16 protein-coding genes are annotated in these 18,061 nt (G+C 40.8%); 8 read left to right on the top strand and 8 right to left on the bottom strand.

The genetic code is table 11. The features are described 5' to 3' along the window. Positions 1–62: 62 nt before the first annotated feature. The 4 genes from KTR07_RS10050 to KTR07_RS10035 are packed head-to-tail and all read right to left on the bottom strand — an operon-like array spanning position 63 to position 4,484. Positions 63–1,667: an MFS transporter gene (locus tag KTR07_RS10050; protein ID WP_022471470.1), complete on the bottom strand. Its 1,605-nt coding sequence runs from the start codon at positions 1,665–1,667 to the stop codon at positions 63–65. Beyond that, positions 1,664–2,731 (bottom strand): HlyD family secretion protein, encoded by a 1,068-nt coding sequence (locus KTR07_RS10045; RefSeq protein ID WP_022471471.1) that lies wholly within the window; start codon positions 2,729–2,731, stop codon positions 1,664–1,666. Before KTR07_RS10045 ends, KTR07_RS10050 begins: the two co-directional genes overlap by 4 nt. A 12-nt stretch (positions 2,732–2,743) precedes the next feature. Beyond that, the gene (locus KTR07_RS10040) at positions 2,744–4,063 is read right to left on the bottom strand and encodes a TolC family protein (protein WP_008765009.1); all 1,320 of its coding nucleotides are present in this window, start codon (positions 4,061–4,063) and stop codon (positions 2,744–2,746) included. Continuing rightward, positions 4,044–4,484, bottom strand: a complete 441-nt coding sequence (locus KTR07_RS10035; RefSeq protein ID WP_032840730.1) for a MarR family winged helix-turn-helix transcriptional regulator — start codon at positions 4,482–4,484, stop codon at positions 4,044–4,046. Before KTR07_RS10035 ends, KTR07_RS10040 begins: the two co-directional genes overlap by 20 nt. A 202-nt stretch (positions 4,485–4,686) precedes the next feature. On the opposite strand from KTR07_RS10035, the gene KTR07_RS10030 reads away from it, so the two are divergent. Genes KTR07_RS10030 through creD form a run of 3 tightly spaced genes read left to right on the top strand, consistent with a single transcriptional unit; the run spans position 4,687 to position 6,963 of the window. Beyond that, the gene (locus tag KTR07_RS10030) at positions 4,687–5,286 is read left to right on the top strand and encodes a hypothetical protein (RefSeq protein WP_008765007.1); all 600 of its coding nucleotides are present in this window, start codon (positions 4,687–4,689) and stop codon (positions 5,284–5,286) included. Further along, positions 5,287–5,583, top strand: coding sequence for a transcriptional regulator (locus KTR07_RS10025; protein ID WP_008763041.1), 297 nt, complete (start codon positions 5,287–5,289; stop codon positions 5,581–5,583). A gap of 24 nt (positions 5,584–5,607) precedes the next feature. Then, complete coding sequence (gene creD / locus KTR07_RS10020) at positions 5,608–6,963, top strand: cell envelope integrity protein CreD (RefSeq protein WP_022471472.1); 1,356 nt, start codon at positions 5,608–5,610, stop codon at positions 6,961–6,963. 124 nt (positions 6,964–7,087) lie between these two features. Here the strand turns inward: creD and KTR07_RS10015 are convergent, their stop codons facing one another. Both KTR07_RS10015 and KTR07_RS10010 read right to left on the bottom strand, forming a co-directional pair. Continuing rightward, the gene (locus tag KTR07_RS10015; RefSeq protein WP_008765005.1) at positions 7,088–7,672 is read right to left on the bottom strand and encodes a hypothetical protein; all 585 of its coding nucleotides are present in this window, start codon (positions 7,670–7,672) and stop codon (positions 7,088–7,090) included. Next, positions 7,672–7,953, bottom strand: a complete 282-nt coding sequence (locus tag KTR07_RS10010; RefSeq protein ID WP_008763038.1) for a DUF2089 family protein — start codon at positions 7,951–7,953, stop codon at positions 7,672–7,674. Before KTR07_RS10010 ends, KTR07_RS10015 begins: the two co-directional genes overlap by 1 nt. Before the next feature lie 203 nt (positions 7,954–8,156). Between KTR07_RS10010 and KTR07_RS10005 the strand changes: the two genes are divergently transcribed. After that, entirely contained in the window at positions 8,157–8,624 is a 468-nt protein-coding gene (locus KTR07_RS10005) for a macro domain-containing protein (RefSeq protein ID WP_008763037.1), read from the top strand. Positions 8,625–9,161: 537 nt separating this feature from the next. Here KTR07_RS10005 and KTR07_RS10000 read toward each other — a convergent pair. Beyond that, positions 9,162–9,605, bottom strand: coding sequence for an N-acetyltransferase (locus tag KTR07_RS10000; protein ID WP_008765003.1), 444 nt, complete (start codon positions 9,603–9,605; stop codon positions 9,162–9,164). Positions 9,606–9,857: 252 nt separating this feature from the next. Here KTR07_RS10000 and KTR07_RS09995 point away from each other — a divergent pair, with 252 nt between their 5' ends. Then, complete coding sequence (locus KTR07_RS09995; RefSeq protein ID WP_008763035.1) at positions 9,858–10,838, top strand: linear amide C-N hydrolase; 981 nt, start codon at positions 9,858–9,860, stop codon at positions 10,836–10,838. Between the two features lie 298 nt (positions 10,839–11,136). Next, positions 11,137–13,371, top strand: coding sequence for a DPP IV N-terminal domain-containing protein (locus KTR07_RS09990; protein WP_022471474.1), 2,235 nt, complete (start codon positions 11,137–11,139; stop codon positions 13,369–13,371). Between the two features lie 45 nt (positions 13,372–13,416). Here KTR07_RS09990 and KTR07_RS09985 read toward each other — a convergent pair whose 3' ends face one another. After that, positions 13,417–13,764 carry a helix-turn-helix domain-containing protein gene (locus KTR07_RS09985; protein WP_008763033.1) on the bottom strand — a complete coding sequence of 116 codons (348 nt, stop codon included), beginning with the start codon at positions 13,762–13,764 and terminating at the stop codon, positions 13,417–13,419. Between the two features lie 167 nt (positions 13,765–13,931). Between KTR07_RS09985 and KTR07_RS09980 the strand changes: the two genes are divergently transcribed. Both KTR07_RS09980 and KTR07_RS09975 read left to right on the top strand, forming a co-directional pair. Further along, positions 13,932–14,459, top strand: coding sequence for a DJ-1/PfpI family protein (locus tag KTR07_RS09980; protein WP_008765001.1), 528 nt, complete (start codon positions 13,932–13,934; stop codon positions 14,457–14,459). A 469-nt stretch (positions 14,460–14,928) separates the two neighbouring features. Next, positions 14,929–18,048: an ATP-binding protein gene (locus KTR07_RS09975; RefSeq protein ID WP_117981597.1), complete on the top strand. Its 3,120-nt coding sequence runs from the start codon at positions 14,929–14,931 to the stop codon at positions 18,046–18,048. Positions 18,049–18,061 lie beyond the last annotated feature (13 nt).

Here is an 18,061-nt window from a genome sequence, read left to right as displayed (position 1 = left end):
ATTACCAGCCAAATATAGGAAAAAGAATTGAAAAATTGGGATGATTTACTCATTTTTATATGCTATACCATATCATCTCCCGTCTTGGCAAATGTAACACGAATCGTCTTATGAAACGGAATGAAACGCGAGATAACAGCTATTATGACCGATATCACCAACAGATAACCTAATATTTCTTTCAGTGCAAGCAACAGACTCTGCTCCTGCAAAGTTCCATAAAGAGAATGGGTAGCTATCTGTACCGCTTCATCATATCTATGTCCTTGTGCAAGCGCATTATTCAGAGATTGAGTATAACGGGACGCAGCCAGCGGGTCGGCAGTCGTGATAGTCTCCGACAAAGAATATATATATTTCTGTTGCAGACGATACAGCATATTGCTGTAAAAAGAAGTAGCCATGATAGGTGCCAGTACCGAACGGAAGATTATCAGAAAGAAAGCATTCGACAACAAAAACTTCGGGTTCAAATCTTCTACGGCAAACAAGGCAAAGGCTATAATCAAAGTCAACATACCCAATCCGCGAAAAAAGATGGGCAGATATAACATTTCATACGTACTGTTCGGCGCAATGCCAAAATAAAGAACACCAAAGAAAATAACAAAACAACTCATTCCGCCCGCTATCAGAAACCGGAAACGCCAACGCTGCCAACGAAACCACCAGAAACAGATAAAAGCTCCGATTACATACCCCGGGAGCAAAAAGATATAAAGAGAATAGGTATGCGTGCTGTCTACTTTCAGGATGATGCTCAGGTAATTGGTCAATAATGTGGTGGATGTACTGAAAAACATAACAAGCATCATATAGAAATATCCGATGATTGCTTTAGGCTGAAACAGAGGGGCAAGACTTACATAGGGATTCTTCGAATGGTGCTGAATCCAGATAAATAATGCGATCAGTATAGGAGAAATTACAATATAAGCACAAAGTTTGGCAGAAGCCATCCAATCCAGAACTTTCCCATAATTGATGACGTAAATCAGCATCAGCAGCCCTACCGAAATGATAAACATCTCCCGAATATGCAAATCGGATAACGGCACCGATTTAATCGGGCGGTTATGCCGGAAACAGATGATAACAAACAGAACAGAAACCAGAATCAAAAGCATCATGAAGTAATACATATACTTCCAGTTATAGTGATATGCCAATTGCGCAGTGACCAACATGGAAGCCTGTCCGCCCCCGTACACTAATGGATAAAAATAAGAATAGAACTCGCTGCGGATATTCTTCGCACTGAAAATCTTCTGTGCATAACGAATAAACCATAACATCAGAAAACCTTTCAGAAAGCCGATAGCAAAACTGCAGGCAATCAGAATATCGGCATTCTGCGAACGGGCGCAAATCCAACTCAAAAAGAACTGCAGGAGCAAGTCTATCAGCAAGAGAAACTTGACCGAAACGGCTGCCAGCACTTTAGGAATAATAGGATAAGCAATGGCCATGCCTGCCGAAGCCGCATAATATCCCATCGTTATATCTTCCGAATTGGTTCCAAGCGTATTCGATACTTCGAGCATGCTTCCGGTATACGAACCATTCAGCATGGTAACCGGAAGAATAACAATGAAAATGCAACAGAACCCCAACCAATCGGGCACCCAGGAACGAACGGGTACTCCCAACTCTTTCATTGTTATCATTTGCGCAAAGCTTCTGTTTCAACCATCATACCCGCTCTTAATTGTGCCATTTCTTCTGAAGAGATATTCTCCAGTTCTATCCGTACCGGGATACGCTGTTGTACTTTTACAAAGTTTCCCGCGGAATTGTCTGTGGGAACCAGAGAATATTTCGACCCGGTTGCCTCCGAGATAGCAGTGACTTCCCCGTTAAAAATCTTCCCGGGCAACGCATCTACTTTAACACGTACCTGCTGACCAATATAGATATTGGCAATCTGTGTTTCCTTATAATTAGCAGTAATCCATTTATCCTTGTTGCGTACCAGATAAGAGATGGTTTGCCCCGTCTGGACATACTGTCCGGGTTCTAAGGTGCGCCTGCCCATATATCCATCGTATGGAGCAGTGAGTACCGTATAAGACAAGTTCAATTTAGCCAAATCCAAATCCGCTTCTTTACGCAAGATACCGGCTTGAACTCCGGTTGTCTTTTTACTCGTTTCCGCATATTGCGACAAAGCAGCCTGTTTTTGTGCGACTAATGCCTGATAGCGTGCCTCAGCTGCTTCATACGCGGCTTTGGTCTGCTCGTACTGTTGTTCCGGCACCGATTCTTCTTTCAGCAAACGTTCAAAGCGATGATAGTCCTGTTCCAATTGCCAGAGCTTCGCCTTCGCTTCGGCTATATTGGCATCCTGCACGGCTATATTAGTATGGGAAGTTTCGATACCTGAGTGAAGAACATCCTGCAAACCGTGCGCATCCAGCAGAGCTGCTTCGGCTTCCTTCACTTTAATTTGATATTCACGGTTATCGAGCACTAACAAGGTATCTCCCTGACGCACATATTGATGTTCCTTGAAACGGATATCCTTGATATATCCCGAAGCACGTATATTTAACGGAGCAACGTATTGGTCTACAAAAGCATCATTGGTCACTTCGTAGTTAATGTAACGCCAAAAATAAGTAATAGTCCACCAGAGCCCGGAGACAGCCAAACATACACACACCATATTTAATATGATGTTGCGAGCTCTCATTTTTTTAAGTTTCCGTTTTTTTTCCTTTAATGTTGCCATAACCCTAATATATTATAGACGACCACAAGCCTTCTGAAGTTGATAATAAGTATAAATCACACGAGTGCGGGCAGTGACCAGCTGCAACTCTACATTCAAACGGACAGAGTTGGCATCCAGCAAGTCAGTCAGAATAGCCAACTGATTCAGATAACGGTTCTGCATAATACGATAGTTCTCCTGCGCCTGCCGGACAGACAACTGTAAGGCTTCTACCCGTTGCAAAGCTTCCTGATGCCGCAGAAAAGCAGTGCGCACATCCATACGGATTCTCTGCATCTTCTGCTCTTCATCATTCTTACGCAAAGACACCATCAGTTTGCTTTCCTTTATTTTATGACTGTTTTTGTAGATTGAGGATAAAGGATAAGAAACCGACAGTCCTACATTCCAGTTATTGTTGTACATATCCGTCAATGTACGCGAAACAGGGCGTGCCAGTGTATTTGAGGCATACAGCGATATGCTGGGAAGAGACAACGACTGAGCCAACCGGATCTCGTTCCGGGCAAGTTCCGTTTGTTTTCTGAGCAATTTCATTGCCGGATCATTTGTGTAAGCAAGGGTGATATAGTCGTCATACGCTTCCAGAGCAACTGCCTGATGCAGTAGGGTCGTATCCGGTTTCAGTAACAGGTTCTCATCCTGTCCCAATAAAATATCCAGCTGCTGCGACACGAGTACGATGCTATTTTCCGTTTCCTGCAAAGACAAACGGTCGTTCGTCAACTGCATCTCGCTGCGCAATACATCATTATTCGTTATCACCCCCTCCTTTTTCATCCGGCGAATATCCCGCAGGCGTAATTCGGATTCCTCAATGTTCCGCATCAATATCTCATGCTGCTTGAAAAGGCTGAACAGATTCATGTATTGGTTCAGCAAACCAAGTTTGATTTCCGCCTGGTCTGTTAATGTCTGCAACTCGGCAACTTGTTTTTCCATCTCTGCCTTATGGATAGTCCTCCGAATCTTGCCACCTTGATACAGTGGTTGGGAAAAGTCGATGGCGTAATTCTGTGACCAGTCCGGAATATCCGGATATGTCGGGCCGGACAATCCCCGTTCCCAAACGACCGGCTGTCCCACAAAACCTCCTTTCAATCCCACTTGCAGATCGGGCAGTGATGATGTGCGTGCCGTCCGTGTCCGTTCTTGCGCCATGGCTTCTTTGAGCGCATCCGCCTGAAGCTGCAAACTATGCTGCACCCCCCGTTCGAAAAGCTGGTCTACGGAAAGAAATAAAGAATCCGTCTGCGCCTTTGCCGGCTGACCGGCGAACATCAGGCAGAGCGGCCCCATCAGATATACCCTATACGTTTTCAAGAACATCGTATACTCCCTTTAATTCCGATAACATGAGTTCAATGCTTTCTATGCCAATCACCTGTTCTGCGTATACATAAACCTGATCCAGTATGGGACGAATCTGTTCCTTAAACTCCTCTCCTTCCGGAGTCAGATAAACCTGTTTGTTGCGGCGGTCTGCCGGATCTTCCTTCCGGTGGACATACCCTTTCTTCTCCAGATTGTTCATCAGATTGGTCAGACATGCTTTGTCTTTTGCGATACGTTCAGCCAATATTTGCTGGCTAATGCCTTGTTCATGCCATAAACAGCTCAGTACCTGAAGCATTTCGAATGTGATACCTGCGTTGTTCTTTCTCAGTGTCCGCTGCATCGACCTACGAAAAGCCATGCGGGTACGGAAAACCTGTAGCATGAGTTCTCTAAACTCTGCTCCTTCTCTTATCATAAAAGTACTTTTTACCTTTTTCGGGCGCAAAGGTATGTATTTCTACCGAATTAGTCAAATGTTTGACTAATTTCATATAAAACGACTCTATAAATTGTTCCATTCACCCACACTAATCTCTAATTTTCAAAATAAATGAGCAGAATCTTTGTTCATCTGAAATCTTTTATTTTACTTTGCATCACAAAGTACTTTTTATATGAATAAAGATAAAGCATTAGAATCAGTAAATGAGATAAAAGAGTTGATGGAAAAGTCCTCCAAGTTTATCTCGATCAGTGGATTAGCGGCTATTATGGCCGGAGTTTACGCACTAGCGGGTACATACATCGCCACTTGCCTTGTTACCCCGGACACAACATTAATCGTAGCCTTGAAGCTGATGATTATGGTAGCCATCCTTGTATTGGCAGCTGCCGCCGTCACTGCCGGCATACTGTCTTACAACAAGTCCAAAAAGCTGCGACAAAAATTTTTCAGCAAGCTGACCTATCGGGCATTATGGAATTTTTCACTTCCGATGCTGACCGGAGGTGCTTTATGTATTTCTCTGCTGCTGCATGGATATTATGACATTTTATCCTCGGTCATGCTTTTATTCTATGGACTGACTTTGGTCAATGTTTCTAAATTTACCTATGCCAATATAGCTTGGTTGGGATACGCTTTTATCTGTCTGGGAGTCATAGATAGTTTTTGGGAAGGCCACGCCTTACTGTTCTGGACGATAGGTTTCGGTGGATTTCATATCCTCTATGGAATACTGTTCTATTTACATTACGAAAGAAAGCAGTCATAAATGATAGAAGCATTTCAAAATATAAATAAGGCATTCGAGAGTAAGGTCCGGCTAGGAATTATGGCTGTTCTGATGGTCAATGAGGAAGCTGATTTCAATTTTCTGAAAGAACAACTCTCACTGACAGACGGCAATCTGGCCAGCCACACCCGTGCGCTGGAAGAACTCGGCTACATCGAATGCAGCAAAGGCTTTGTAGGACGAAAACCGCGAACTGTTTTCCGGGCCACAAAGCAAGGCAGAGAAGCCTTCAAATCTCATATTGAAGCCCTGGAGAATTTTCTAAAGTCAACATAATAATTCACTAAACACTATTATCTTATGGACGGTTTCAATGAAAAATCAACTGAGCAAGTGCAGGAACAACAACCGCTGGGATGCCTCCGCCGCTTCTCTAAAACAATCAAGGTCATCATTATCGGAGGATTAATCATTCTTCTGATGATACCGATGTTCATGATCGAAGATCTTATTTCCGAGCGGGGACGTACGCAGGAAGAAGCTATTAATGAAGTAAGCGAGAAATGGAGCCTTGCCCAAACCATTACCGGTCCCTATCTGAATATCCAGTATCCGGTAACGACAGAGAACAACGGGGAAAAGAAGGTATCAATCAAGGACCTTTTCTTGTTTCCGGACGAACTTCTGGTCAATGGACAATTGAAAACCGAAATACTCAAAAGAAGTATTTATGAAGTGAACGTGTATCAGTCGGAACTGACTTTGAAAGGTTTATTCAGTCCCGAAGAGCTGATAAAAAGCAGGGTGGATATGGAACAACTACAATTTGACAGAGCTGCCATCTGCCTGAACCTGACGGATATGCGGGGCATCAGCGAGCAGATCAGTATCACGCTGGGAGATTCTGTTTACGTCTTTGAACCGGGAATGGATAACAGAGGGATAGGCGCTACGGGAGTACACGCCATTACCGACTTATCCGATCTGAAGAAGAACAAGAAACTGCCTTATGAGATTAAAATCAAGCTGAAAGGTTCGCAGTCCATCAACTTTATCCCATTGGGTAAAACGACCCGTGTTGATTTGAAAGCCAACTGGAATACTCCAAGTTTTACAGGAAACTACTTGCCCAACAACCGCGAGATTACAGAAAAAGAATTCTCGGCACAATGGCAGGTACTGAATCTGAACCGCAACTATTCGCAGGTTCTGGTGAATTACAACAATACCAATATCAAGGATATTGAGAACTCCAGTTTCGGCGTCAACTTCAAAATACCGGTAGAGCAGTATCAACAGTCCATGCGTTCAGCCAAATATGCTATTCTGATTATTCTGCTGACGTTCGGTGTCATTTTCTTCACTGAAATCATGAATAAAACCCGTATTCATGCGTTACAGTATTTATTGGTAGGTTTAGCACTCTGCCTGTTCTATAGTCTGCTGCTCTCCTTCTCCGAACATATCGGCTTTAATCCTGCTTATTTGTTATCTGCGGCACTGACTATTATATTAGTTGGCGGATATATGTTGGGAATCACCAAAAAGAAGAAACCGTCATTGATCATGTCCGGACTATTAAGTGTACTCTACCTTTATATCTTCGTTTTGATTCAACTGGAAACCTTTGCATTATTAGCAGGCAGTCTGGGACTATTTATCATTTTGGCAATGGTAATGTATTTCTCCAAGAAGATAGACTGGTTCAATGAGTAAAATTAATTATGGTGTAATAATTACCATGATTGAAAATAGTGTCACTATCCGCTCGTTATAGTGACACTATCACAGAGACATAGTGACACTATCGTGACGGGATAGTGTCACTATATTTAAGCCGTTAATACAACCATCCTATCAGGAACCGGCACAAGACGTCACCACCAATAATTCCTATAAGTGCGACTGTCCATAACTTCCATTGTTTCAAGTTACAAGACACTTTCAAGGCATTAAACATCCAAATCAAAGTAAGTATCAGAAACGGCAATCCCAACAGTGTAAGAATCATTGCCAGGATAAAATAAGGCTGTGCCAGCATTTCTTCGGGAGACATATTCATGTTCATTTGTGACATCATCCGCATGGCCGGCAACAGGCTGATCAGATTCATTCCAAGCAACGGCAGCTGAGCAAACAAAACAGTACCCAGTACATCTATCACACGAATGCGGGAATGAGACAGAAAAAGACCTCCCAGATAAAAGAGCAGTGCAGGAATCAGCCACACAATCAGATGTTCCGCCAGATAACACCACCAAGCCGGATTGGGGGCCGGTCCAAAATGAAGCAAACCATGATAATGATAACCCGATATCCAACACAATAAGGTAGATACTATTAAGCCCAGAAAGCCCCATATCAACGCTTGACCACCTGCAATCCGAATAAACGGATTCACTATTAATTTTACTTTGTTTTTCATCACATATCCATTTTAGTTAGTTTATCTATTATATCGTCCAACATATTTCGAACTGTAGGGTAGCTGACTCCTATGTTCTTCGCCATATCTTTCAAACTGCCGCTTGACTTTACAAAATCAAGAACAAATTGCTGCTCTTTCTCCGACAGGCGCGCCAGTAAAGGCAATTCAAAATTGCCACAAACTTCCGTATTGCATTCTTCACAAAACAACCGTCCTACTTTCAATGGAGCATCACAGGATGGACATTGCAATGGTAACCGTTTCTTTACTTCATTCATATCATCTTCATTTATGATGCAAAAGTAGAGATAAATTCGAATAAAACAAACGATCACATCAATAATATTAATATAGAATTTAATTTTATTCATTATTGATTTAATTATAATCATTTTTATATTCATTCAAAGAAGAACTTTCCATTATTATTCACCATATCTCTGTTTTTTTCTATCTTTGCTTTGATTAAAAAGATAAAACGATGGAAATACTATATATAAAAGGAGATGCCACAGCACCGATTGGTTCAGGTGTCAAAGTGATTACTCATATTTGCAACGATATCGGAGGATGGGGAAAAGGGTTTGTACTGGCACTTTCTAAAAAATGGAAAATGCCGGAAGAAGCCTATCGCCAGTGGTACAAATCACAGGAAGAATTTACTTTGGGAGCTGTACAGTTTGTAAATGTTGAAAATGAGTTATATGTCGCCAATATGATAGGACAACATGGCATTTATAAAGACAGTAAAGGACTCCCTCCCATCCGTTATGACGCTGTTCGGCAATGTTTGAAGGAGGTAGCCCTGTTTGCAATTGACCACAAGGCAAGTGTACATATGCCCCGTATTGGCTGTGGACTGGCAGGTGGCAAGTGGGAACTTATGGAGCAAATCATAAAAGAAGAGCTTATCACCAAAGAAATAGCTGTAACCGTATATGATTTATAAATAAAATCAGAGCTATTTGGTGAATAACCCGCTTTTCTTATGAAACACTTGACAAACGGCTTTTAATGTTGTATCTTTGAGGAAAGAAAACTAAAAAAGAATGAGTTTTATTAAAAAAATAGATACATAACACACACATAAACTGATATCTCTTTATATCAGAGCAACCATGATATGGGGCAATAGTCGGATGATTATTGCCCCATTTTGTTTATATTTTCGCTTAATTCATTTTATATTTTCTTCCAAAACTCAAAAAATAGTTTTTAATAAACTCGAATACCGTTTCTAATAAACGTGCAAAAAGTTTATTAGAAACTGAAACTGCGTTTATTAACAACGGAAATAATAAATGTAAGAATAATAGACCTCTCTTTTCAGATGAAGAAACTATCAATATTACGGGCTCTTCTATTGATAATATAAACATACAGTTCTATTATTTCATCCACACAATCGGATAACCTAAATCTCTTTTGATAGCTTCCATACTCTTTCACCAACCGGTTTATATCCATCTCCATCACAAAGCAAATACTAAAATGTCTTTTTCAGATATACCATATCCACCAGTTGCTTGCCGTCTTCGTACATAGGATGGTCGTAATTGTCGGTAAAGAAATTCTTTAGCCGATGGGAAATGGTGAAGCCACAATGTTCGTAGAAAGAAAGCGTAGAAGGTACATCGCCTGTACCGACCAGCAATTCTGAGCATTTCCCCCGATAATGATCAAATAAAAATTGAATCAAGCGTTTTCCATATCCCTGCCGCTGGAAAAAAGAGATCGTAGCTATGTTCTTGATTTCATAAATTCCTTCCCCTTCACGGGTTACGACACAGCACGCTTTCAATCCGTTATCATACAAGACAAACATATCGCCACGTTCCAGATAGCGGTCGATCATACTCTCCTGTTCATCAGCCAAAAGCAACAGTTCCAAGAACTCTTTTTTATCCGAAATTACTTTTTTTATCTCCATATTTTAAAACTTTGAACCTTTCATCAGTATCTTGCAAAGGTATAAAAATTCACCTGATAAACAATTTCCCGAAAGTATATCTTGAAAAACCGGCTCAGCAATCTCGCGCTATCAATACAAACGCTGAACTTTAAGGGCATATTCTTGTTAACTTCTCACTATCGTGACTGATAGTTCTGTGACAGAATTCCGAACAGGTTGCATCTCACAGATGAATAACCAATAATAAACCTATAACTAAAAATCGAAATTATGTGTACGAGAGTCGTTTATTCAGGAAGCAATGGTATGGTAGCAACCGGTCGTTCTATGGACTGGAAAACAGATATGCACAGCAACCTTTGGGTGTTTCCCAGAGGGATGAAACGGAACGGAGAAACCGGAGAGAACTCGCTGGAATGGACTTCCAGATACGGTAGCGTAGTGACTTCCGCTTTCGAGATCGCCAGTACGGACGGTATGAATGAGAAAGGATTGGTCGCCAATCTGCTTTGGTTGCCCGAAACCGAATACCCCGTAAGAGATAAGAATAAACCGGGACTTGCCATTACAGCCTGGGTGCAATATATGCTGGACAATTTTGCCACCGTAGAAGAAGCCGTAGCATACATTGACGAAGATACCTTTCAGGTCGTTTCGGATATGATGCCGGACGGTTCCCGGTTGGCTACTTTACATTTATCTATTTCGGATGCTACAGGTGACTGTGCCATTTTTGAATATATCGGTGGGAAACTCACGGTATATCACAGTAAGGAATACAAGGTTATGACCAACTCTCCTACTTACAACAAGCAACTGGCACTGAGCGAATACTGGAAATCGATAGGAGGACTGAGCTTTCTGCCCGGTACGAATCGCGCTGCCGACCGCTTTGCCAGAGCCAGCTTCTACATCAACGCATTGCCCGAGACCGACGATGAAAGAATAGCTGTTGCCAGTGTATTCAGTGTTGTACGCAATGCTTCTGTTCCTTACGGGATATCCACTCCCGAAAGTCCCGAGATTTCCACTACGCAATGGAGAACCGTTTCGGAGAGCAAGAACCTGAGATACTTTTTCGAATCAAGTCTGACTCCGAATACCTTTTGGGTAAATCTGAAAGATTTCGATTTATCGGAAGGAGCTCCGGTGTTCAAACTGTCTATTGCCAATGGAGAGATGTATCATGGAAATACAGCCAAGAATTTTAAAACAGCGCTGCCTTTCAAATTTATGGGCGTAAAGGGATAAATTGATAGCAGCTTGCTGCATCACATATATCAGAGAAGTATTTTCTCCACGTCTTCGGGAACATATACTGTTCCCGAAAACTCCTGAGCAGCTTCTTCCGTATAATACAACAAAATATTTCCGAATACTATTCACGCACCACACCACTGACTTCCATTTCAAGGAAGTAGTCATTCTCCAATTTAAAGGTGTACTAAAGAATCAAACAATCATCCAAATCAATAGAAAAATAATACAATGCACTTGTTTTCTCTTATTATTATCGTTTACTTTGTTGGCAAAAATTAATTAACGAGCCATGAAAAACCTACTATTAGCAGCCATGCTTTTCTGCACAAACATAGCCATCGCACAAGGTACTATAGAAGATTACCGTCGTGCTTACTCAGCAGGAGAAAAATTCAGTGCAAACAAAGTATTCTATTCCAATGTCAATCCGGAGTGGATTGGTAAAACGCATTATTTCTGGTATGTACGAAATACTCCCGACGGACGTATCTATGTATTAGTGGATGCCGACACTCAAAACAGAAAAGACTTGTTTGACCACAAACTCGTGGCAGCAGCTTTAAGTGAGGCATCGGGACGCAAAATAGAAGCCACTTCTCTTTATCTGGATCGTCTGTCTGTCAACAACGGACTGGATACGCTACATTTCGTTTTCAACAATCATCGCTGGATGTATGTCATCGACAAAAATCAGCTGACAGATGAAGGTGCTCTGCCCACTCCACGCAAACAACGCCACTGGATGGAAACAGATGATGAAAAGACGGCTGCTCCCGTCACCTCTCCTGACAAGAAATATACAGCATTCATTAAGAATCATAATATATATGTAAAAGAAACAGCTACCGGAAAAGAAAAACAGCTAAGTCTGGACGGTACTTTGGGAAATTATTACTCAGCCTATATCCGCTGGTCTCCCGACAGCAAAAAAGTCGCTTCCTGCAAGATTCGTCCGGTAGAAAAACGCTATGTATATTATGTGGAATCCTCCCCAAGCGATCAGCTTCAACCCAAACTCCACAAACAAGAGTATGCCAAACCGGGCGATGAACTTCCGTTTAAGATACCCTGCATATACGATGTGGAAACAGGACACAGTGTGATTCCATCGACAGATTTATTCTCTCAACAATATTACATTACGGCCCCCGAATGGAACAGCGACAGTCAAGCCATCACTTTCGAATACAATCAGCGCGGACATCAGGTCTACCGGGTATTGGAATTTTCTGCCGCAACAGGAAAGGTACGCCCGTTAATAGAAGAGACAAGCGACAAATACGTTAATTATTCCCGTCGTTTCCGACATGATTTACAAAATGGAAAACGAATGATATGGATGAGTGAACGTGACAACTGGAATCACCTGTATATGTATGACCGTACTACAGCCCAGCCTATTCGTCAGATAACCAAAGGCGAATGGTACGTACGTGATATCCTCCGGGTAGATGAAACCAACCAACTTATTTATTTCTCGGCAAATGGCGTACAAGCTAAAGAAGATCCCTACCTGATCCGTTATTATCGTATCGGCTTCGACGGTAAGAATCTCACTTGTCTCACTCCGACAGAAGGAATGCATAATGCATGGTTCTCAAAAGATATGCAATATTTAGTTGATGTATATTCTATGGTAGACAAAGCTCCTGTAGCCGTACTCCGGGATGCCAAAAACGGAAAAGTCATCATGCCACTTGAAACGGCTGATATCAGTCGTCTGGAAGCTGAAGGCTGGAAAGCTCCCGAAGTATTCACCGCCAAAGGTCGTGACGGAAAAACGGATATGTGGGGAATCATCATTCGTCCCAGCAATTTTGATCCTGACAAAAAATACCCCGTTTTGGAGTATATCTATCAAGGACCGGGTAATCAATACGTACCCAAAACCTTTATTCCTTATAACTACTTTATGAGTGGTATTGCCGAACTCGGTTTTATTGTTGTCATGGTAGATGGGATGGGAACTTCTTTCCGTTCACGCACTTTCGAAAACGTATGTTACAAGAATCTGAAAGATGCCGGATTGCCCGATCATATTGCCTGGATAAAATCCGCTGCCCAAAAGTACCCTTATATGGACATAGATCGTGTCGGAATTTATGGTTGTTCCGCAGGTGGACAGGAATCAATGACAGCAGTACTGTTTCATCCCGAATTTTATAAAGCAGCATATTCTGCCTGTGGCTGCCATGACAATCGTATGGATAAGATATGGTGGAATGAACAATGGCTGGGTTATCCGGTTGGTGAACAATATAAAGAAGGATCGAATGTTGAGAATGCTCACTTACTCAGTCGCCCGTTAATGCTGGTAGTAGGTGAAATGGATGATAACGTAGATCCGGCTTCTACCATGCAGGTAGCAAATGCGTTGATCAAAGCCAATAAAGATTTTGAGTTAGTGGTTATTCCCGGTGCTCACCACACTATGGGAGAAAGTTTCGGTGAACATAAACGCTACGACTTCTTCGTGCGCAATCTATTAAATACAACTCCGCCGAAATGGAATGAAATAAAATAGTGAATACTTTGTAGAACAGTATCCACTACTTTATTCATAATCCGGTCAGTTACTTTTTCTATGCTCCAGAATCGTATCCATATTTTCCAAAGCCCAGCCCACTAATCCTTCAATATGCGGAATCAAAGTTCCTCCTGTATCTGTCAGATAATACTCTACACGGGGAGGTACTTCCGCATATATTTTCCGTTCAATCAAACCGTCAGATTCGAGCGTACGAAGAGTAACAGTCAGCATCCGCTGTGAAATATCCTCTATCGTTTTATGAATATCGCTAAAACGCATCGTACCATTCGCATTCAAAGTTATCAGTACCAGCATCGACCATTTGTCTCCCAAGCGGCTTATGACATCTCTTACAGGGCAATTCCCTGTCGGGTGAAAGTTTTTCATCTTTTTAACGTTTTGTATTATACTGAGTTTCAACAATAGTTACTTCCATGTAACTACCTTATTCTGAGGTTCGTTCTTGTATTTTTCAATTAAGGTAGATACATTTGCATCACAAAAGTAATAAACTTACTAAAAATAACTATTGTTTCATTTAAATAATTATGATTATGGCAAAGAAAGTAGCAGTTTTAGCAGTGAATCCGGTAAATGGTTGTGGTTTATTCCAATACTTGGAAGCCTTTTTCGAAAATGGCATTTCCTATAAAGTATTTGCCGTATCGGATACGAAAGAGATCAAAACCAATTCAGGAATGGTCCTAATAGTAGATGATGTGATTGCTAATCTAAAAGGGCATGAAGACGAATTTGATGCACTTGTATTCTCCTGTGGAGATGCAGTACCTGTATTCCAGCAGTATGCAAACCAGCCATACAATGTGGACTTGATGGAAGTCATCAAGACTTTCGGAGAAAAAGGAAAGATGATGATCGGACACTGTGCCGGTGCAATGATGTTTGACTTTACAGGTATAACAAAAGGTAAAAAAGTCGCTGTCCATCCGCTGGCCAAACCTGCCATTCAAAACGGAATTGCCACGGATGAAAAATCTGAGATAGATGGCAACTTCTTTACTGCACAAGATGAGAATACGATCTGGACAATGTTGCCGAAAGTCATAGAAGCATTGAAATAATGCCGGAAAGTATAGAAAGGAATAAATCCACACACAAAAAGAATTATTCATACAATTGAATAATAAACTCATTCGTTCCTTTAAAACCAACGGCCCGTTCCTCGGTGTGCAACGGGTCCTTCCTTTAAAACCAACGAGCCGTTGGTTTTAAAGGAAAAACAGTCACCCATACAACATTCATAATCAACAATTTACGCATTCTGCTTTTAACAAGCAAATATTGCAGCTTCATTCATCAATAAAAACAGACAACAATAGGCTAATTATTGATAAAAACAAGTGCATCCTTTTTCGTACACCTACATATTTTTGGTTTACACATCCGCATAAGGTCGGATTCGAAATTCCTTGAACAATACATCTACTTTATTATTTTTTAATTGGATGCCATCGTTTTTCAGATTGTTTTTAGTACTTTTGCCCGTATCAAATCAATAAATAATATATCGAACACAAACATCATACTCTCATGAATATGAAAAAATATGTGCTAGCATTTTTTCTATGTTTCATATCTATTACTCCTATTTTAGCACAAAGAGACCACATAGATATTTCAAACTATATTTTATGCATCAATTCCTATGCAGAATCTTCTCCTTGGAGTAACAGGATGATTTCAACCGTATCGGAGTACGTTCAAAAGAACCCAAAACTGGCATTATATGCGGAACATATGAATACTTTAATGATCGATAACGATACGATTTTAGGAGAATTCAAGAATATGATCTCTCAGAAATACGAGCATCATCGCCCACGGCTGCTAATATTATTGGGAAACCCTTCTCTATTACTACGTGATGAATATAGAGAGCTTTGGGGAGACATTCCTATTGTACTCTGTTCGGAAGAAAAGTTTATAGGTCCTAAAGACACCTACATCTACAAACAACCAGTTACACAAGCGGAGCGTGTTCCGATCTCCCAACTTGCCGATCCCTACAATCTGGTACTTTTATATTCAAACCTTTATTTACGGGAAAATATCCAACTGATTTCTCACATAATCCCTGATATGAAGAAATTCATATTTATCGGTGACGAGCGAGAAGTCAATCAGACCAATAATCAGGAAATACAGACAAAGTTAAAAACCATAAATCCTAATATTGAATACCAGTACATCACGCCACAAAAAATGACAACGAACCAATTATTGGATTCATTGTATCATGTTGATCCGAATACAACCGGAATTTTATTTGCTTCCTGGTTCTACAAAACGACATTTGCAGGTAATACTTCATTGGTTACCAATGCTCACAAACTTATCGTAACAACTACAGCTCCAATTTTCACCCTTAATATGGCTGATATAACAGAAGAAAACGGTGGCATGATAGGTGGTTATACTTATGACCAAAAACACTATAACCAGCAATTAATTCATACCATTTCAGAAATACTTACAGGAAAGCCGGCTAGAGAAATTCCCTTTTATATGCCATCAGATGGCGCACCTATTATCAACTATACGATATTACTCCGTAAAGGATTCTCTCCTTCCATGTGTCCTCCAAACACACATTTTCTGAATAAACCGCTTGGATTCTGGAAACAGAACAAATATTTCATTATGGGTACCTTGTCTTTTATGATATTACTGGCAATCGTATTCTTTTATCGTATCCATAGCCTGAATAGCATCAAAAAAGCACAGCAAAAAGAAATTGACGCAATGACAAATTATAAGAATCTGGTTAATAACATGCCCATTCTCTATATGCAGGAAGAAGTGCTTGCTGATAAAAATGGCATTCCCGTAGAACTGATTTACCGCAATGTGAATGCGCATTTTGAGAAAAACTTTTTCCGCAAAGAAGAAGTTGTCGGGAAAAAAGCGAGTGAAATATTTCCAGAATCAATGCCGGACTTCCTGCACTTCACTCAAATAGCCTTATCAGAAAATAAAGTAATAACATTCCCCTACTATTTCAAAAAAATAGATACCTTCTACGATATAGTACTTAAAGCAAACCGGCAAAATAATATGATTGATGTATTTTGCCTGAACAGCACAGAGCTCCATAAGGCACAACAAAAGCTAAGCACTATCAACAACAAACTCGCCATGTCACTTGACGTAGCTAATATCGTGCCATGGAAATGGGATTTGCGAAGTAAAACAATTTTATGCGACATCAACAAACCGATAGAACTTAGCACACAAGGAAAAGACGTTGCCGAAGAACAACTGGCAGTACCCGACTATCACTATTTTTCCAAGATATTTAAGGAAGACCGGAAACGGGTAGAACAAGCTTATCAGAACTTAATAGACGGTCATTCGGAAAAAGTAAAAGAAGAATATCGCGTAGTCAGCACACAAAAAGGATTTCATAGGATAGAATGGGTGGAAGCCCAAGCAGCCGTTGAAACGCGGGACGAAAATGGCAACCCATTGACTCTTGTTGGCTCCTCACTCGTTATCACTGAACGAAAAAAAATGGAGATGGAACTGATTAATGCCAAAAACCGTGCCGAAGAGTCCAATCGGCTGAAGTCTGCTTTCCTTGCCAACATGAGTCATGAAATTCGTACTCCTCTAAATGCTATCGTCGGTTTCTCCGGTATATTGGCATCCACCGAAGAAGAAGAGGAAAAACAAGAATATGTCAGTATCATTGAAAACAATAATACGTTATTATTGCAGCTCATCAGTGATATCCTTGATTTATCAAAAATAGAAGCAGGAACATTGGACCTGCACTATTCCAATGTTGAAATCAATGATTTAATGAAAGACCTGGAAAACATGTGTCAACTGAAACTTAAGTCGGATGCTGTCAAACTGGAATTCGTAGCTCCTGAAGAACCATGTTTCGCACATATAGAAAAGAACAGGTTATCTCAGTTAATTATTAACCTGGTGACGAATGCCATAAAATTCACCATTCAAGGTAGTATCCGATTTGGATACAAACGTCAGAACAATGAATTATATTTCTATGTGGCTGATACAGGTTGCGGCATTCCTCAAGATAAGCAAAAAAGTATTTTTGGACGTTTCGTCAAATTAAATTCATTTGCACAAGGTACGGGTTTAGGACTCTCAATCTGCCAGACACTTGTCGAACACATGGGAGGTAAAATCGGGGTAGAATCAGAAGAAGGAAACGGCTCTACATTCTGGTTCACTTTGCCTTACAAGCAAGCAGAGACTGTTAAGAAGAGCCTTCCAAAGGACATACAACCTATTGCCATAGAAAAGGATAAGCTGGTAATTTTGATTGCTGAAGATAATGAAAGCAATTATAAGTTGTTCGAATCTATTCTAAAATATGATTATCATCTGCTTCATGCCTGGGATGGTCAGGAAGCTGTAAACATGTTCAAGGAGCATAATCCACAAATTATATTAATGGATATCAATATGCCTGTCCTGGATGGATATGAAGCAACCAAAGAAATCCGCAAGTACTCTGCCAAAGTACCGATTATCGCCATTACGGCTTTTGCATATGCTTCAGACGAGCAACGGGTGATGGAAAGTGGTTTTGACGGGTATATGCCGAAACCTATCAATGCCCGTCAGTTGAAGGCGCAACTGACAGATATCATGCAAAAACGTATTGTATTGCTATAGGGGAAATCAATTC

It is taken from the genome of Bacteroides sp. MSK.20.82 (assembly GCF_019052485.1).
GTDB lineage: Bacteria > Bacteroidota > Bacteroidia > Bacteroidales > Bacteroidaceae > Bacteroides > Bacteroides thetaiotaomicron.
This window is presented reverse-complemented; position numbering and strand designations above follow the sequence as displayed.